Origin of the sequence: Martelella mediterranea DSM 17316 (assembly GCF_002043005.1) — a bacterium.
Classification (GTDB): Bacteria; Pseudomonadota; Alphaproteobacteria; order Rhizobiales; family Rhizobiaceae; genus Martelella; species Martelella mediterranea.
Genome location: NZ_CP020330.1, coordinates 1,730,059 through 1,748,100, shown reverse-complemented (window position 1 = coordinate 1,748,100; position 18,042 = coordinate 1,730,059). Strand labels below are relative to the sequence as shown.

Annotated in this window: 9 protein-coding genes and 2 pseudogenes; 6 read left to right on the top strand and 5 right to left on the bottom strand. The window is 62.2% G+C overall.

Annotation, left to right across the window (positions count from 1 at the left end):
• Positions 1-34: 34 nt before the first annotated feature.
• The 6 genes and pseudogenes from Mame_RS08120 to Mame_RS08095 form a co-directional block, all read left to right on the top strand.
• The gene (locus tag Mame_RS08120; RefSeq protein WP_018067646.1) at positions 35-1,009 is read left to right on the top strand and encodes an ABC transporter permease; all 975 of its coding nucleotides are present in this window, start codon (positions 35-37) and stop codon (positions 1,007-1,009) included.
• On the top strand, positions 1,009-1,914 hold the full coding sequence (locus Mame_RS08115) for an ABC transporter permease (protein WP_018067645.1): 906 nt from the start codon (positions 1,009-1,011) through the stop codon (positions 1,912-1,914). Before Mame_RS08120 ends, Mame_RS08115 begins: the two co-directional genes overlap by 1 nt.
• Positions 1,911-2,876 carry an ABC transporter ATP-binding protein gene (locus tag Mame_RS08110; RefSeq protein WP_018067644.1) on the top strand — a complete coding sequence of 322 codons (966 nt, stop codon included), beginning with the start codon at positions 1,911-1,913 and terminating at the stop codon, positions 2,874-2,876. The genes Mame_RS08115 and Mame_RS08110 overlap by 4 nt, the downstream gene beginning before the upstream one ends.
• Positions 2,873-3,904, top strand: coding sequence for an ABC transporter ATP-binding protein (locus Mame_RS08105; protein ID WP_018067643.1), 1,032 nt, complete (start codon positions 2,873-2,875; stop codon positions 3,902-3,904). The genes Mame_RS08110 and Mame_RS08105 overlap by 4 nt, the downstream gene beginning before the upstream one ends.
• Positions 3,901-5,409: a carboxypeptidase M32 gene (locus Mame_RS08100; RefSeq protein ID WP_018067642.1), complete on the top strand. Its 1,509-nt coding sequence runs from the start codon at positions 3,901-3,903 to the stop codon at positions 5,407-5,409. Before Mame_RS08105 ends, Mame_RS08100 begins: the two co-directional genes overlap by 4 nt.
• Positions 5,410-5,454: 45 nt before the next feature.
• A pseudogene (locus tag Mame_RS08095) lies at positions 5,455-5,574 on the top strand (transposase); the annotation flags it as partial.
• On the opposite strand, the pseudogene Mame_RS08090 reads toward Mame_RS08095, so the two are convergent.
• The 5 genes and pseudogenes from Mame_RS08090 to Mame_RS08070 form a co-directional block, all read right to left on the bottom strand.
• Positions 5,565-6,373, bottom strand: a pseudogene (locus Mame_RS08090) (IS5 family transposase). The pseudogenes Mame_RS08095 and Mame_RS08090 sit on opposite strands and share 10 nt — an antisense overlap.
• 131 nt (positions 6,374-6,504) lie before the next feature.
• Complete coding sequence (locus Mame_RS08085) at positions 6,505-6,975, bottom strand: hypothetical protein (protein WP_018067640.1); 471 nt, start codon at positions 6,973-6,975, stop codon at positions 6,505-6,507.
• A 1-nt stretch (position 6,976) separates the two neighbouring features.
• Positions 6,977-15,505 carry a two-partner secretion domain-containing protein gene (locus Mame_RS08080; RefSeq protein WP_162141104.1) on the bottom strand — a complete coding sequence of 2,843 codons (8,529 nt, stop codon included), beginning with the start codon at positions 15,503-15,505 and terminating at the stop codon, positions 6,977-6,979.
• A gap of 39 nt (positions 15,506-15,544) precedes the next feature.
• A complete protein-coding gene (locus Mame_RS08075) occupies positions 15,545-17,260 on the bottom strand; it encodes a ShlB/FhaC/HecB family hemolysin secretion/activation protein (protein ID WP_018067638.1) in 1,716 nt (571 codons plus the stop codon).
• A 4-nt stretch (positions 17,261-17,264) separates the two neighbouring features.
• Complete coding sequence (locus tag Mame_RS08070) at positions 17,265-18,017, bottom strand: tetratricopeptide repeat protein (protein WP_162141103.1); 753 nt, start codon at positions 18,015-18,017, stop codon at positions 17,265-17,267.
• Positions 18,018-18,042: the final 25 nt, after the last annotated feature.

Here is an 18,042-nt window from a genome sequence, read left to right as displayed (position 1 = left end):
CGTCTCTCCGCCTCCAACAGCTCACGAGGCTTTCATGCTCGCATTCCTGATCAGACGGTTGCTGCAGGCCATCGTCGTGGTTTTCGCGATGTCGCTGATCGTGTTTCTCGGCGTCTACGCCATCGGAAACCCGATCGATGTGCTGATCGATCCGGGCGCCACCCAGGCGATCCGGCAGCAGCTCATCGAGCAATATGGTCTCGACCAGCCGCTCTGGCAGCAATATCTGACTTTTCTCGGCAATGTCGCCCATGGCGATCTCGGCAAGTCGATGGTCTACAATATCTCCGTGACCAGCCTCGTCTTTTCCCGCCTTCCGGCAACCGTGGAGCTGGTGGCCGTCGCCGTATTTCTCGCAACCGCGATCGGTATTCCCGCCGGGCTTTACGCCGGCTATCGCCCGAAGAGCCTTGCCGCCCGCGCCATCATGGCGCTGTCCGTGCTCGGCTTTTCGGTTCCGACCTTCTGGATCGGCATGCTTTTAATCATGGCATTCGCCGTCAATCTCGGCTGGCTGCCCTCCGGCGGCCGTGGCGATCTCGGCGAGATCTTCGGCATCCACACATCGCTTGCGACTGCGGATGGCTGGCGCCACGTGATCATGCCCGCCTTCAACCTGTCGCTATTCATGATGGGTCTCCTGATCCGCCTCACCCGCGCCGGCATGGTGGAGGCGATGCAGGCCGATTATGTCAAGTTCGCCCGCGCCCAGGGCCTGCCCGACCGCCAGATCGTGTTCAGCCATGTGATGCGCAACATCTCGATTCCGATCGTCACCGTCTTCGGCCTTGAGGTCGGCTCGACACTCGCCTTCGCCGTCGTCACCGAATCCGTGTTCAACTGGCCCGGCGTCGGCAAGCTGATCATCGATTCCATCCTCCAGCTCGACCGCCCCGTCATGGTCACCTACCTCGTGCTGGTGGTGATCCTGTTCGTGCTGATCAATCTGATCGTCGACATCGTCTATGCCCGACTCGACCCGCGTGTGCGGCTGAAGGGAGGCAAGTGATGGCCGATACCGTTTCCGCTCCCGTTGAAGCCCGTCCGGCGCGCTTTCGCAATTTCTGCGCCGATTTCGCCCGCTCGCCGGTCGCCGTCGCCTCGCTCGTCCTGATCTTCGGCCTCCTGTTCGTCTCCTTTGGCGCCCCGCTGGTCTCGCCGCAGGACCCTTACGATCTGGCCAATCTCGACTGGCTCGATGCCTTCCTGAAACCCGGCACGGTCGGTTCGGGCGGTTATGTCCACATTCTCGGCACCGACAATGCCGGCCGCGACATGCTCTCGGCGATCTTCTACGGCCTGCGCACCAGTTTCGTGATCGGGCTTTCCGCCGGCGTTCTGGCGCTCGTCATCGGCATCTGTCTCGGCCTTGCCGCGGCCTATTTCGGCGGACGGCTCGAAGCGCTGATCATGCGCATTGTCGACCTGCAGCTGTCGATGCCGGCGATCCTCCTGGCGCTGGTTCTGGTCGCCGTGCTCGGCCAGGGCATCGGCCAGATCATTCTGGCGCTGGTGGTCGCGCAATATGCCTATTTCGCCCGCACCACCCATGGCGCAGCGACTGTAGAACGCGGCAAGGACTATATCGAAGCCGCCCGCTCGACGCCGCTGCCAACGGTCCGGGTGCTGTTTCGCCATCTTCTGCCGAACGTGCTGCCGCCGCTGATCGTGGTGGCGACGGTGCAGGTGGCAAGCGCGATTGCGCTTGAGGCGACGCTGTCCTTCCTCGGGGTTGGATTGCCGCTCACCGAACCCTCGCTCGGCTCGCTAATCGCCAATGGCTTCAAATATATCCATACCGACCGCTACTGGCTTTCCATCTATCCCGGCATCTTCCTGATGGTGACCGTGGTGGCGATCAATCTGGTCGGCGATCAGGTCCGCACCGTGCTCGATCCGAGGCAGAACCGATGAACAAGGCATTGGATGTACGCGGGCTGACAACCCGGTTCGAAACCCGCAGCGGCATGGTCACCGCCGTCAACGACGTGAGGTTTTCCGTCGAGCGTGGCCGGATCATGGGTCTGGTCGGCGAAAGCGGCTCCGGCAAGAGCGTCACCGGCTTTTCCATTCTCGGCCTCATCGACGAACCGGGCAAGGTGACGGCTGGCGAGGTGCTGGTCGATGGCCAGGATCTGCGTGCACTTTCGCCCGATGCCATGCGTCGTCTGCGCGGCGCCCGGGTGGCCATGGTGTTCCAGGACCCGATGATGACTTTGAACCCTGTTCTGCGCGTCGGCGACCAGATGGCGATGGCTGTGCGGGTACACGAGAAGATGTCGAAACGGGCGGCCTGGGAAAAGGCACGGCAAACACTGGAGATCGTCGGCATACCGGCGCCCGCGGAGCGGCTGAAGGCCTATCCGCATCAGCTTTCCGGCGGCATGCGCCAGCGCGTGGCGATTGCGATCGCGTTGCTGCATCGCCCCTCGGTCATCATCGCCGATGAGCCGACGACGGCGCTCGATGTCTCGATCCAGGGCCAGATCCTCGCCGAAGTCCGCCGCCTTGCCGACGAGACCGGGACGGCGATCGTCTGGGTGACCCACGACCTTGCCGTCATCTCCAGTCTCGCCGATGATATCTGCGTCATGTATGCCGGGCGGATCGTCGAACGTGGCCCGGCGGAGGATGTGATCGCCAAGCCGCATCACCCCTACACCGTCGGCCTGATCGGTTCGGTTCCAAGCCTGCATGAACCCGGCACGCCGTTGCCGCAGATCCCGGGATCGACGCCACAGCTTTCCAACCTGCCCTCCGGCTGTCCGTTCAGGCCGCGCTGTCCGCGCGCGAGCGATATCTGCGCCAGCGAGCCGCCGACCGTCGGCGAAGGCGATCATACCGTTTCCTGCCACCACCCGATGGAGGCCCCATGAAAGAGCCGCTTCTCACCGTCGAAGGCGTTCACAAGCGCTTCTCCCGCAAGCCGGGCCTTGTGATGCGCGGCATCGACCGGCTGTCGGGAAAGAGCTCGGGTTCCACCGTGCATGCCCTTTCCGATGTGACGCTTTCGGTTGCCGCCGGCGAAGTGCTTGGCCTCGTGGGTGAATCCGGCTGCGGCAAGTCCACCCTCGGGCGCATCATCTCCGGCATCTATACGCCAAGCGACGGGCGCGTCCTGCTGGACGGCGCACCGGTTGCACACGCGCGGGGCAACAATGTCGAAAAGCTCACCACCCGCGTGCAGATGATCCATCAGGATCCCTTCGCAAGCCTCAATCCGCGCATGAAGGTCGGCGAAACCATTGCCGAAGGGCCGCGCGTTCACAAGCTTGCCAGCGCCGGAGACGTGCGCAAGCGTGTGCGCGATCTGTTGCAGCAGGTGGGCCTCGAAGGCGCCTATGCCGACCGGTTGCCGCATCAGTTCTCCGGCGGACAGCGCCAGCGCATCGCCATTGCCCGGGCGCTGGCAATGGAGCCCGACCTGCTGGTGCTGGATGAAGCGGTCGCCTCGCTCGATGTGTCGATCCAGGCGCAGGTGCTCAACCTGTTCATGGAATTGCGTCGCAAGCTTGATCTGACAGCCGTTTTCATCAGCCATGACCTCTCGGTGGTGCGCCATGTCTGCGACCGGGTGGCGATCATGTATCTCGGCCGGATCGTCGAACTCGCCTCGGCGCGTGAACTCTACGAGAAGCCGCAGCATCCCTATACCAAGGCGCTGTTCGCCTCTGTACCGACGCTTGGAACCGGGCGCGCGGCATTCCAGCCGATCAAGGGCGAAATTCCCTCGCCGCTCGATCCGCCGAAAGGATGCGCCTTTCATCCGCGCTGCCCAATGGCGGGACCGCGCTGCAAGGTCGAGCTGCCGCTGCTGAAACCGGTCACGGGAATGGCGACAACGGTTGCCTGCCATCTCAACGATGGCGGCACGGGCATTAAAACCGGGAGCCACGCCGCATGAGCATGTCTTTTTCCGAACGGGTCGCTCGTCTCAACGATATTTTGTGCACCGTCAACGTGCTGCGCTGGGATGCCCGCGTGGTGATGCCCGCAGGCGGAGCGCTTTCGCGCGGCCACCAGATCGCGACGCTGCAGGGCCTTGCCCGCGACATGCTTGTCGATCCCGCCATGGCCGACGCCGCCGAGGAAGCGCGCCTTTCAGCCCGCGATGACACGGCAAGGGCTGCGGCAGAGGCCGTGCTTCACGCCCGCGCATGGCATTTGAAGATCCCGGAAACGCTGCTTCGCCAGCAGGCGGAAACTTCCGTTATTGCCGGTCAGGCCTGGGCCAAGGCACGGGCCGAGGGCGATTTTGCCACCTTCCGGCCCTACCTTGAAGAGGTGGTGGCGCTCGCGCGCAAGATGGCGGAGGCAATCGGCCATGACGGCCATCCCTATGACCCGATGGTGCAGATCTACGAGCCGGGCGAAACGGCGGCCTCGCTTTCCGCGCTGTTCGAGACGCTGCGCGCCGGCATCAAGCCGATTCTGGACAAGGCGCTGTCCCGGCCGGCCCCGCGCAGCGATTTTCTCTATCGCGATTATCCGGTCGAGGCGCAAAAGGCGCTCTGCGCGGAGCTGGCCGCGCTGCTCGGCCTCGACATGGAGCGAAGCCGGCTCGACACCGCGGTTCACCCCTTCGAGATTTCCTTCACGAGGCAGGATGTGCGCATCACGTCCCGCTGGGACCGGAACTACCTTCCGATGTCGGTCTTCGGCACCATGCACGAAACCGGCCATGCGCTCTATGAGCAGGGCGTCGACAAGGCGCTGACCCGGACTGCCCATACCACCGATCTCATTGGCCTTTATGCCGTCGGCGGCAGCAGTTTCGGCATGCATGAGAGCCAGTCGCGCCTGTTCGAAAACCACATTGGCCGCTCGCCCGCCTTCTGGTCGCATCATTTCGGCAAACTCAGGGACCATTTCCCCGAACAGCTTTCCGATGTCAGCGAACAGGAATTCGTGGCGGCGATCAACCGGGTCGAGCCCGGTCTGATCCGCGTCGAGGCTGACGAACTGACCTATGACCTGCACATCATGTTGCGGGTGCGCATCGAGATGGCGCTGATGGACGGGTCTCTCGCCGTCGATGACGTGCCGCAAGCGTGGAACGCGGCGATGCGCGACGATCTGGGCATCGATGTGCCGAATGACGGACTTGGATGTCTTCAGGACATCCACTGGTCGAGCGGTTACATCGGATCGTTCCCGACCTACACGATCGGCAACATCACCGCCGCGCAACTCATGGCCCGATTCGACACCATCCATCCGGACCTGCGTGGCGCTGCCGATGCCGGCGATCTGAAACCGCTGCGCGAGGCGCTTGCAGAAGCGGTCTGGCGCCACGGCCGCTCGAAGGATCGCCACGAATTGTTGGCCGCGATAGGCGCCGATGCCAATGATTGCGAACCCTATATTGCTTACCTACGCGGGAAGTTCGGCTTGACCTGCCACGGGTAATTTCATCCAGAATGGATTAGAGTCCGGCCCATTGAGGACGGATGAATGAAGAAGCAGAGATTTACGGAAGAGCAGATTATCGGTGTGCTGCAGGAGCAGGAGGCTGGCGCGAAGGCAGCCGATCTCTGCCGCAAGCACGGGATTTCAGAGTCTGTTCAATATAGCGGATATCGAGCGAGCCGCCTTTTCATGAGCTTGATCATAGCGGTCTGAATGAAGGCGAGGTTTGTTGCTGAGAACCGCTCGAAGTCCCTTGCCAAACGGCGGTTTATCCCGAGCCACGCCAACGTTCGTTTGACAATCCAGCGCTTCGGCAGAACCTGAAAGCCTGCTTGATTGCGCTTGACGATCGCCACCGGTCTCGGGCTTGCCTCTTCGCCCCTTTGGCCTTGATCGCCGCCATCACCGCAGATTTTTTCGATGAAGGGAAAACGATTGGCGATTTTGTTGAACACGAGCGCTGCTCCGTCGCGATCCTGAATGCCTGCCGAGTGAATCTCGGCCTCGAGAAGCATGCCCAGCGTGTCGACCAGAATGTGCCGCTTGCGGCCCTTGACCTTTTTGCCCGCATCATAGCCGACATCGTGGCGGGCATCCGGGCCAGTCTTCACCGGCTGGCCGTCAATGATGGCTGTTCCTCGCGCCCCTCCAATCGCCGCGTCCGGCAATAGAGCGCGTCATGAATACGTCGCCATGTCCCGTCCCGGCAGAACCGTTTGAAATAGTGATGGACTGTGCTCTTCGGCGGAAAGTCGTGCGGCAGCAAAGCCCATTGGCAACCCGATTGCAGCAAATAGAAAATGGCGTCTATCACGGCGCGAAGCGAAGTCACGCGCCTGCGGCCGCGCGACGGCTGCGATGGCATAAAAGGCGCGATCATGCTCCAATCCCGATCCGTCAGGTCACTTGCGTAGCGCAGGCGGCTTCTGTCATGGTGACGACGAGTGAAGGGTGTCCAGGCCATTCGATTTCTCCGTATTTGTCGCAAAATACAGAGAATCTGATTGCCGCCCTTCACTCAACCCCGCGACGGCATCGCCATTCTTGGACAGACACTAAGAACGATCATCCGAATGTCTAAAAAACCGATTCAGGTCAAATATAGTCTCGCTCGACACGGTAGTCTTTCTCTATCATATCAATCAAAAGGGGAGCGCTTGGCAAGGATGGTCCTTCTGGGTACCGCTTTTCGTAGTCCGTTAGCGGCCGGTGAACCTTCCATTCCTTCTCACCATCCCAAAAAAACCACATGGTGTCGTCGCCTTTAAGATTATTTGTTCCTCGGAAAGTGGGAAACTGGGCTAGGTGTTCTGGAACCTCAACGTTGGCCACCACCGAAAACAACCCTTGCTGGACAGCATGGTTGATTAGAAACATTGTAATAAATTGCGGTTCCTTCTCGACAACTGCTACAAAATCCTTTGGTGCCTTTGGAAAAAACTCCCGGAAAATTGCCACAACCCATCCCCATTTTTGGTGCTTATGGGTTACCAATCCATAACAAATTCCTTCCGAAGTCAGAATTTGAAAGACATCTCCAACCCGAACGTTAGCCTTCTTCGCCATTTTAGTTAGTCCACTTATACTCAACACTATCTAGGATTTGCTTTCCTTGGATAAGCGCTTGTTCATATGCCGTCGGATTTCGGGTTGCGGAAATTGAATTGATCTTATTGAGCAACGTCCCGCCATTCTTGCCTAAGCCGTAGTAATTGATCAAAGTCTGCTCAACCGCTCGGGCGTCAGAGCGAGAAAGATTCTGAAGGCCACGAATACCCTGAATTCTTATGCCCTTCTGGGCTAAATGCTCCGCACCGCGCCGGGCGACATCATCTGTGATCCCCACATACCGGGTCGTTCCATCAACAACACAGCTGTAGACACAGGACTTCCCTCCTATCGTCGCTGTATTAGTGGCTTCAACCTTTGCCAGATCATCAGCGGAAACGGTGGCCTTTTCAAGTGTGCCATCGGCTCTTTTGATAACCGCAACAGCTTTGTCGCCCTGTTTGAGGACGATCTTCACCGCATCGCCCGCCAGAGGAACCACCCCAACGGCTGCGCCGCCGCAGCTCACAACCGAAGGATCGGCGATGCATTCATAGACGCCTTTCACATCGCCAATAACGGGCGTGAAATCCAGAATGACATCCACGACAACGGCAGGGTCCGGGCTGAGGCCAAGGATGAAGTCCTCGAAGACCTGCCGCGCCAGCGCATCGCATTGTGAAGCACTGCCGCCTGCAGCAAGGCATTTTGCTCGCGCATCCTCGGATATTCCCTGCGCCGCATAGGCCATGCCGAGATAGTAATTATTGTCATAGTCATTCAGCGCGGCAAACGCGGTGGCATAGACATTGTCGGCCTCGCCGCCGGAGGTGAAGTAGCCCGCAATCGCACCGATGACCTGCAAGCGCTGCCGGTAGGTCTGGATATCGTCGGCGCCGAGGTTCGATCCGCTTGCAATCACCAGTTCGGTGACCAGCGAACCAATCGCCCCGGAGGCGCAGGACGCGCCGCCCGCCTCTGCCGCAAGGCAGATGATCGTCGCCTTGGCAACCAGCTTTTCGATGCTGAAGGCCCCGTGTCCGAAGACATCGGCCGTTTCCTCGATCAGCGCGCCGGAAACGCCATTGGCGACATAGGACACCACCGAGGCCAGCACGCCATCGCCGAAATCCGTGCCGTAGACGGCCGATGACAGGCCGGACCTGATGACACCATCAAGCCCTGTCTCCAGCAGACCCGCCATGGTGAACTGACCGCTGCCGATGCCAAAAAGCGCATCGTGGAACGGGTGATCTTTGGGGAAGCCGAAATCGATCCCCGACGTCAGCCCGGCACTGGCGGCGGAGAAGGTGGCGCCTTTCAGGATTTCGCCGAGGTCGTATTCGCCCGAAATCGCGCCATCGACGGATTCGACGATGACGGACGAGGCAAAGGCGCTTGCCGCGCTTCCAATCGCCGTCAGGCTGTAGCTGGTGGAAAGCACCGCACCCGTGGCGGACGTCGTGACCACCGTGGCGCCAAAGGCCGTTGTCGTGGTTGTCACCGTGGTGCCCGCAGCGGCACCTGCCGTCGCGGTAACGCCGGTGACACCGCCCAACCCCGCAATGAACTGCGGCGCAACCGCTGCAATTGCAATACTCACCAGCGCCTTGAAGGCCGGTGAAAGGGCGACCGTCTCGTCGTAGAAATATTCGTTGGCGAGGTCCTGGCTCAAGAGCTGCAGGCCTTCGAGCGCCAGAAGCTCTTCCGGGTAGAGGTCTTGCGGCAATGGCGCATCGACGCCGGCCTGATCGTAAAGCGTCAGGTATGCATTGCCGCCGATATCGAGGTTCAGGCCCTGCCCGGCCAGAAGCCGCGACAGAACAGCCGTTTCGACATAGCTGTTCTCCTGCACCGTCGTCATCAGAACGAGGCCGGTATTGGTGGAGAAGAAGTCGCGGCGCTGGCTGTCTATCGCCGCCTGAACGGAGAAATCCCCGCCGGTGGTGATATTGATCGCCCCGCCCGCTTCAAGGGCAGCACCCACAAGCGCGGTATCGCCGCCGGAGACCAGCGAAAGGTCGAGATCGGAAAGCGCGCTGGTGCCGGTATTGCGACGGTCTATCGAGGATGACTGGCTGGACGACGAGATGAGGCCGAAGAACATGCTTTTGCTCTTCTTGCTCTCCTCGCGGAAGATATCCTCATAGGCGCCGGCATAGATATCGCCCTCTTTCGCCGTGAGGTTGATATCGCCGTCAGCCGTTTGCAGCGACGCGCCCGCCGCCGTCAGATTGCCCTTTTCGGCGATGATGTCGAGATTGCCGCCGGCGGCGATCGACACGCCCTCGTTAGTGACCTGTTCCTTTGTGTAGGACGAGCTTTTGGAGGAGAAGAAGCCCTTCTTCGACTTGCGCTCCTCATAGGTGTAGATGTCCTGGGCGGCGGCCAGAACCACATCGCCGCCGGCCGCCAGCTGCGCATTGCCGCCGGCATCGATCTGCGTGCCTTCCAGAAGCGCCGAGCCGCCGGCATTGGCGGTGAAATCGCCGCCGGTTTCGAGACTTGTGACATGCGAGCGGTAGGAGGTGATATCCTTGCCGTTCTTGCCCGAACCGGAATGGATTTCCGCGGTTTCGGCAACGCTGGTCAACAGCAGGTCGCCGCCGGCCGACAGGTTGGTATCGCCGCCGACAACGCCTTCAAGACCGGCCAGTTCGAGATCGCCGGAGGTGATGATCGAGAGATCCCCGCCCGCCGTCAGAACCGAGGTTTCCTGCTGGACGGCGTCGAGCGTGCCGGCGCCGCCGCGGTCGAAGTGGTATTCGGTTTCCCTGGCGCCGATCTTCACATTGCCGCCGGCGAAGATGCTGGCGGCGTCGGCGACATCGATATCGACCGCCGTGCCGGTGAAATCGCGGCCGGCGACCACGGAGAGCGTGTTGGCGTCGATCTTCGTGCCGTCGAGCGTGATATCGCCAAGCGCCGTCAGCGCGGCTTCGCCGGTCTCGGCCGTGATCGCGCCGCCGGTGGCGTTGATGGTCCGGGCCGTCAGCGCCACGCTGTCGCGCGCGGCAATGCGGCCTTCGGTGTTGATCGTGCCGCCCGAAACGGTGACGTTTTCACCGGCGATCAGCGCGCCCTCCCCGGAAAGCGAGTTCTGCCACGCGCCGGGATAGACCGTGCGCATGCCGGAGCCGTCCGGCGCGGGAACGGAGACGGGACGGTCGAGATAATCGAGGTCGGGATTGCCATAGGGTCCGCCATTGGCGCGCGCGGCTTCCGCGCTGGGCTCCCTGTTATGGTTGATCAGCTCGTCGCGGTATTGCAGCCGATCGACATCCATCATGTAGTTGGATGTGATGAAGTTGGAGAATTCGGTGAATTCCGGATTGGTTTCGGCCAGCGTATTGATGCCCTGGGCGAGCAGTTCATTGACCGATTTGGTCGGCGTCAGGCCAGGAATGGATGGCGCAAGCGTCCCCGTCCCGCCGCCGGAACCCGACGGCCCGCCGCGATCGACGGTGTTGGCGCTTGAGGCATATTTGCCCGGATCGACTGGGATGACAACCGGCGTGCCCGTGCCGGTATCGACGCCGTCACGATCGGCGCCCGACTGGTAGTTGTCAGGGTCGAGCGGATCCACGTCCGGCGTGCCTGCACCGGTGTCGACCGTGGTTTCGGAGCCGGTGTCGCGGCCTTCCACCTTGCGGATATCGTCGCCATTCCCTTCAACCGGAGCGGTGTAATCGTCGTTGCGCTTGTCGTGGAGTTCGAGATTTTTTTCCGAGACATCCGGAATGCCATTCATCAGCGGGTCGCCGGCGGCGCGCTTCTCGGCAAGATAGGCGTTCATCTCGTCGATGACGTCCTGAAGCGACAGTTCCGACGTGGTCATCGTGATATTGTCGAGATTGCCGTTGATCGCGACATTGCCGACCGCCTCGATGCGGCCGCCGAAGGTGTCGTAGTAATCGACCTCGCCTTCGTGGCAAGTGAAGCAGTCGGGCTTCTTGTGCACCTCGACGAGAAGCTGGGTGGCGCCCAGCGCCTTGTTGGTGACCTGGTCGGCGGAAATCGCGATATTCTGTCCCGCCGACATGTTGGCATAGACGTTGGAGACGTCTTTCGCCTGGATATCGATTGAGCCGCCGGCGACGAATTCGGCGAGCGTGCCGTCATCGTTGAACCGGTCCTGATAGAGGATTTTCAGAATGTCGTAGCTGGCGCCGTCGCCGGCGTTCATCGCCGTCCAGACGTCGGTCGTATCCGCAAGCAGGGCGTTGGAATAGACGGTGACCAGTTCGCCCGTCGCCGGATCCGTCGTCTGGCTTTCGACAGTCAGCGCGTTTTCCGGGTTGAGAATGGCCTTGACGCTGTCGCTCACGCTGGTGCCGCCGGAGGCGAGCGTGAGCCAGAGATCGGCATAGGCGCGGGCATGTTCGGGCAGAACCGTGCCGTCGGCGGCGAAGATCGCCGGATCGACCATGGATTTGACGAGCGCGGCCGGGTCGGGCGTGCCATCGGCATTGGCCCGCGAATACATGTTTTCCCAAAGGGTGGCGAAACCGGATTGCAGCGCCGTTCCGCTTGGCGTCGTCACCGAGGGTTTGACGATGGTTCTGGCAGCAGCCGACAGCGTGCCGCCGCCATTGATCACATCCTCCCACAAGGCCGCATAGGCGCCGGCATAGGAGGGCAGGATGTTGCCATTGCCATCGAGATAGGCCTCGTCGATCAGCTTGGTGATCTGCTCCACCGGATTGGTGGGCTCGGCCTCGCCCTGTTCCAGCCAGCGGATGATCTGACTTGCAGCGATGGTGGGCGCAATGCCCTGGTTGACCACCGCATCGGCCCGGATGGTCAGATCGCCCTGGAACGCCTCGATACGGCCCGTCTGGTTGCTGACGAGACTGGCGAAGCCCAGCCCTTCGTCACCGGCGAGCGTGACATCGCCATTGGCCCAGATGACGCCGCTGTTGTTGAGGATATTGTCGGCGTAAAGCGCCAGATCGCCGCCCGAAATCAGCGCCGCGACATTGGTGATCGTGCCGGCGGCATCCGCCACAAGTTGCCGGCCAGCCGAAACGGTGCCCGCATTGCCGATATCGCTCGTCGATTCCAGCCGAAGATTTTGCCCCTTGAGCGTCGCGTAATTGACCAGCCCGCCGTCTCTGGCAGACGCGGTCAGCCTGTCACCGGCAGCAATGATGCCATTATTGACGGTCTTCCGGCCGCCGATCGCGATCTCGTTTCCATAGATCGCCGCGCCGGCGCGGTTGTCGAAATCGGTGGCGGCGGCAAGCCCGGCGTAGGAATGGCCGGTCAGCGTGCCACGATTGTCGATGCCGGCGGCGGACGTGATGTCGACCCTGTCGCCGATCAGCGTGGCGTGGTTGACGAAACCGCCGGCGCCGGCGGTGATGCCGACATTGCCGGAGGCTGCCAGCGCGCCCCGGTTCTCAACCAAGACGCCAGAGAGGTCGAAATTCGTACCGGAAATCAGTGCGCCGGTCGCATTGATCAGGCTTTGTCCCGCTTTGAGCGTCCCCGTTGCAGACGCGGCGATTTCGGCGCGGTTGATGACGTCGGTCGCGGCTGTCAGCGCGACATCGCCGCCGACCAGGCTGCCGTCATTTTCCAGCGCGCCGGAAAGCGCTGCCGCGGTCAGGCCGGAAGAAGCCTTGAGGACGCCGGCATTGGCTATATTGGCGGCCGCGACATCAATCTCGTCGGCAAAAAACTGAGAGCCAGCCCCCGTCGAGAATTGCCCGCCGACCTGCATGTCAACCGTCTGCAAGGCGTCGACCTTGCCACTGTTGACGAAACCGCCGCCGATCGTCGCGGAGATGTCGGCATCGGAAATCAACACGCCGCGATTGGCGAAATTTCCGGCGGCATCAAGCGCCAGTTCGTCCAGCGCCATGACGACGCCGTTATTGTCCATACCCCCGGAAACGTCGATCTCGACCCGTCCGCCCTTCAGGGTCATGTCATTGACCAGCCCGGCAGGTCCCGCCGAAACGGCCAGCAGGTCATCGGCCGAAACGACACCGGCATTGACGAACTTTTCGGCGGAAAGATCGATTTGCGCGCCGTAGACCGCCCCTCCGCTCAGGTTGTCCAGATCCGATCCCGCCGTCAGGGTCGCCGTGTCGCGGCCGGTGATCGAACCGGAATTACCGATTGCGCCCGTCGAGGAGAGCGAGAGCGCATCCGCGATCAACGCGCCGCTATTGGCAAGGCCGCCCGCGCCTGCGGTCACCGTGACCGCGCCGGAACCGGAGATCGCGCCGCGCGTGTCGACCGTCACCGCATCGATGGAGAGGTCGCCGCCGGAAAGGGTCGAGCCGTTCGCCGTGAAGAACGCCCGCCCCGCCGTCAGCACGCCTTCACCTGCCGCGGCGATCTCCGCGCGGTTGACGAGATCGGTTGCCGCGGCGAGCGAGACATCGCCGCCGATCAGGCTGCCGTCATTTACCAGCGCCCCATAGAGGGCGGATAGGGCAAGCGTCTCTTCAGCCTTGACGACACCCTGATTGGCGATGCGGCCTGCCTGGAGGGTGATGTCGTTGCCGAAGACTTCCGAGCCCGCTGCGCCGGCATATTCGCGCGCTGTGACCGTAACCGTGCCGGCGTCGATCTGACCGCTGTGGCGCATGTCGCCGGCGGCGGCAATATCGAGCGTGCCGGCGGTTAGCGACCCCGTCGTTTCGAGATAGCCGCTTGCCACGGCGATCGCCATCAGCCCGTCGGCTGACAGGTCGCCTGCAAGCGCGATGTCATTGGCAGCAAGCGCCAACGACCCGGCGGAAAGCCGCAGCGCGTCGGTCCCCGCGATGGTTGCGGCATCGACCGTCATCGGACCATTTATGCCGAACCGGCCGCCAAGCTTGGCGGCGCCGACGCTGTCGACATCGAGACTTTGGGCAAAGATCTCCGCGTCGTCGCCAAAGGTGAACTGGCCGGCGACAATGGTCACCGGACCGCCGATATCGGCCAGGCCGTTTATCAGGCCAATGTCCCGAGCCGTCACATTCAGCGCTGCGGCTTCGAACCGGCTCGTCTCCGTCGCCTCGAGCAGACGGGCATCGATGCCGATATCCTGGACGGCTTTCAGCGCGCCTTGAAGCGCAAGCGTATCGCTGGCGATCGCCAGTGACCGCGCCGACAGCAGCGATTGCGGTCCCATGGACATCTTCTGCCCGGCGGCAAGATTGAGCGTGTCAGCGGCCTGCGCCTTGCCATTGAGGACGAGACTTTCCGCAACGCCTATGGAGATGTTTTCGGCGACGAGTTCCGACCGGACACCCGTGCTTGCGCCACGCGCGGCCACCCGCAAATCGCCCGTCGCGCTGATCCGGCCATTGATCTCCGCGGACTGGGCGGCCGACACGGAAACGTTCGAACCCGACAACACGGCCTTTTCGGCCACCGAAACGCCGTCATTGAGAGAGCGAATCTCCAGGCTGTTGCGCGCATCGATGGCCGCGGCGATGCTGGCAAGGCCGGCGCTTTCCAGAACCACCGCGCCGCCCGACGCCTCGCCGTTGAAGATCAGCGCCCCTTCGGAGGTTCTGATATCGATCAGATTGCCGTCCTCGGATGTAATCGCGCCTTCCAGAAGAACAGGCCCGCGATTGCGGATCTGGATCTTCTTCTTCGCCTTGATTTCCGGGACATGCCCGCCTTGCGGCGCGCCCAGCGTCAGCCGGCCGTCGGACCGCAGCCCGATATTGCCGGCCGATGCCAGCTTGCCGTTCAAACGCACGCCGACGCCGTTTTCGGTCGCGACCATGCTGATCGCATTGGCATACATGCCGCCGAGTGCGGCCACATCGACGGCCAGCGCCGGAGCGGCGCCCTCGCCCGCCTGCTCCGTGACGCCGTGAATCTCGCCGGTTTCAGGATCGTATGACCAGTCGTAATCGACCCGGTTGGCGCCGGCGATCACATTCAGGCTGTCGGCGCGCATCTTGCCGTAGATTTCGGCGGCGCGGGAAATCACGTCGACGCGCGCCGTATCCGAGAGCGAAAGCCGGTCTTCGGGATTGAGGCCACCGGCTCCGATCAGCACGCTGCCCTTGCGGACATCGAAGCCTTCAAGCCCGCCATTGCCGGAAAAGATCGGCTTGCCGGTGGTCAGCGTGGCCCGGTCGGTGTTGATGAAGCCGCAGCCGTCGCATGTCACGCCATATTCATTGGCGAGAATGACATCCATTTTCCGGCCGCCGACTTCCAGGATGCCGTTCAGTTCGGTGCGCGATCCGCCAATGACCTCGCCGATCCAAAGTCCGGCTTCCCGACCGGGCCTGAGGTTCGGATTGCCCTCGATCCAGCCGCCAAGCAGCGTGTCGACATTGGTCGCCGAGTTGTTGAGGATCAGGTCGTCGGCCGAAAAGCGGGTATAGGTGTCGTGGGAGACGCCGGCGCCGTTCGGCGTGCCGATATTCAAAACAGGGGTGCCGTTATAGGCCCGGTCGAGATGCGGCCGCGGTCCGTTGTCAGGGCCGATGACCTGAATGTCCTGCGCATAAAGGAGAACCGGCTGCAGCGTAAGAACGCCGGCCAATATCCAGGAGAGGGCTTTTGCAAGAAATTTGGTCATCACAAACATTCCTCGGCGCCGGAAGACCGGCCTTTCAGGTCAGAATCTCACGTTCATGTCCGCGTAGAACACGGTTCTTGCCGCCTCGAAGGCGGGTTCGGCATTGGGGGGATTCGTGTCCGGCCGGCTGAGCGCCTGGCCTACGGCGAGCCTTGCCGTGACATGATCGCCAAAGGCGAAGTCGGCGCCCAGGCTGGCGCCAACCAGATAGTTTTGCGACCACTGGCGCAGGGTCGAGGGCGCGACATAGCCCGCATCGAGCCCGGCATTGAGCGCGACGGAGAAGCTGTCGTTCTCATAGGCGTTCCATTCCACCGTGTTGCGCAGGTAAAAGCCGCTATCGCCATACATGCTGTCGTCGTGGAAACCGCGCACCGTCGACCAGCTTCCGATCGAGAACTGCTCGATGCCCGGCAGCACGTCGCTGGAGTACTGGCCGACCAGTTGGCCGATATAGGCAACCCCGCTGTCGCCGAATTCATGCCGGTAATTGAATTCGCCCTCGATCAGCGCGAAATTCGGATCGACAATGCTCTTGTCGAAGACATAGGCGTCGAGCGCGTCGACGCCGAAGACCATGCCGAGCTCCCAGTCCATCCGGTCCTCGGCATAGCGGACATCGCCGCGCAGGCCGAGCGAGCCGATGGTCAGATGCCGCCGCTGGGTTTCGATTTCGTAGCTGTCGATAAAGGTGCGCGTGCGCGTAAGCTTCAATCCGCCATAACCGTAAAGGCGAAAGCTCTGGCCGCGCGCCAGGAGCCGCTCGGCATCGGCCGAGACATAGTAGGACTCGCCTTCCAGCGGATAGGATTCGTTGATCCCGGGGACCACGAAGAAATAGGGGCTGGCGCCGCCGTCGATCGAAAACAGCCAGTTGCGATAGGGCACGGACCAGCTCACCGCAAAAGAATCCGCGTATTTCTGCGACCGGTCTTCCAGAAGCGTCGAACTGGCTTCGATATTGAGCTGGTCGTTCAGGCCGAACAGATTGTCATAACCGAAACTGATGCCGACTTCGGCTTCGCCGGTGGAATCATAGCCGTCATTGTTGATGCCGAATTCGAGATACCAGGGCTTGGTCTCCTTGAGCTTGACCTGAACGAAGGAACCGCCGGCCTCCTCGCCGGGGATCAGTTCGAACGTCGCCCTTGCCGAACGCGGGCCGTTGATATTGTCGAGACCCTGTTCGAGTTCGCGCAGCGACAGCAGATCGCCGCGACTGCCCGGAAAGGCCGCTCGGATCCGGTTGTCGGCCTGACGGCCATCGGCATAGACATAACCTTCCAGCCGGCCCGGCACGATGGTGATTTCCAGCGACCCGTCGGCGACGTCCTGCTCGGGCACATAGGCTCTGGTGGTGATGTAGCCCTCGGCGCGGTAGTATTCGTTTATCGTATTCAGGCTGCCGGCGATATCGGCGGCGGTGGCGCAGGTCCCCACCAGCCTGTCATAGCCTTCGGGTTTTTCGGAGAAGGCTTCGAAACCCTGCAGGATGATGCTTCTGATCCGGAAGCAGGGGCCTCCGGGCGCGGGCGATGCCTGTGCCGGCGTGGTCTCCGGTTGCCCGCTTGCCGGCGCGCGGTCCGATTGCCGCATGCGCCGTTCGTCCTGGGACTCGCCGAAGGCACGGTTTTCCCGCTCGATGGCCCGCGCCGCGCCATCGGTCCCGGGAAACGACTGGGCGGATGCCGGAATGTCTGTACCGGCGATGCCGGCCAGAACGGCGGAAAGAAAAAGGGTCCCCCTTTGCCGCATCGCCTCAGCCCCCCTGACTTTCGCGCGTGCCGCGGAAGTTGCGGGCCTTTTCCTGCGCCCGCGCGATATCGTCGGCATCCATCGTCGCCGTCAGCGCCTGCAACGCCTCGCCCGCACCGGGATGACCGCGCGCGCCGGCAAGGTTCAGATAGACATGGGCATCGATGCGCACGCTATCATGCGTTTCCTGCGTCGCGTCGCGCAGCGTGATCCTTGCCATCTCGAAAAGACCGACCGCATTGCCAAGCGCTGCCGATCGCTCGAAATAGCGCCGCTCCTGCTGGCGTTGACCATGGTCACGCGCCATGCCGCCAAGCGTGTTGAGCGCAAGCACGTGATCGCCCTCCGCAGCAACGCGAAACAGGGTTGCCGCGCGGGTGCGGTCTTTTTCAACGCCATCGCCGTCCAGATAGAGCTTGCCCAGATTGAACGCCGCATTGGCGTCGCCCTGCACAGCCGCATGTTCAAAGAACACAGCCGCCGCTTGCGGGTCGCGCGCAACACCGGCTTCGCCGCGCCAGTAGACCAGCCCCATGCGATTGAGCGCGGGCGCAAACGACGCCTCGGCAGTCTTTCGGTAAAGCGCAAGCGCGGCCTTTTCATCCGCCGCGCCGCCCAGTGCGCCTTCCAGCATGCGTGCCAGAAGGAAGCCGGCTTCGGCATTGCCGTCCTCGAAAGCTTCCGCAAAATATCCGCGCGCAGCGGAATGATCGCCCGCGGCAAAGGCCCGGCGTCCATCATCCAGCCCATCGGCCATGGCCAATGGCGCCCCGATGAGGGCG

Coding starts and splice junctions, on each gene's coding strand:
- Mame_RS08080 (WP_162141104.1), bottom strand. CDS start 15,505: ATGACCAAATTTCTTGCAAAAGCCCTCTCCTGGATATTGGCCGGCGTT.
- Mame_RS08085 (WP_018067640.1), bottom strand. CDS start 6,975: ATGGCGAAGAAGGCTAACGTTCGGGTTGGAGATGTCTTTCAAATTCTG.
- Mame_RS08100 (WP_018067642.1), top strand. CDS start 3,901: ATGAGCATGTCTTTTTCCGAACGGGTCGCTCGTCTCAACGATATTTTG.
- Mame_RS08070 (WP_162141103.1), bottom strand. CDS start 18,017: ATGGCCGATGGGCTGGATGATGGACGCCGGGCCTTTGCCGCGGGCGAT.
- Mame_RS08120 (WP_018067646.1), top strand. CDS start 35: ATGCTCGCATTCCTGATCAGACGGTTGCTGCAGGCCATCGTCGTGGTT.
- Mame_RS08110 (WP_018067644.1), top strand. CDS start 1,911: ATGAACAAGGCATTGGATGTACGCGGGCTGACAACCCGGTTCGAAACC.
- Mame_RS08105 (WP_018067643.1), top strand. CDS start 2,873: ATGAAAGAGCCGCTTCTCACCGTCGAAGGCGTTCACAAGCGCTTCTCC.
- Mame_RS08075 (WP_018067638.1), bottom strand. CDS start 17,260: ATGCGGCAAAGGGGGACCCTTTTTCTTTCCGCCGTTCTGGCCGGCATC.
- Mame_RS08115 (WP_018067645.1), top strand. CDS start 1,009: ATGGCCGATACCGTTTCCGCTCCCGTTGAAGCCCGTCCGGCGCGCTTT.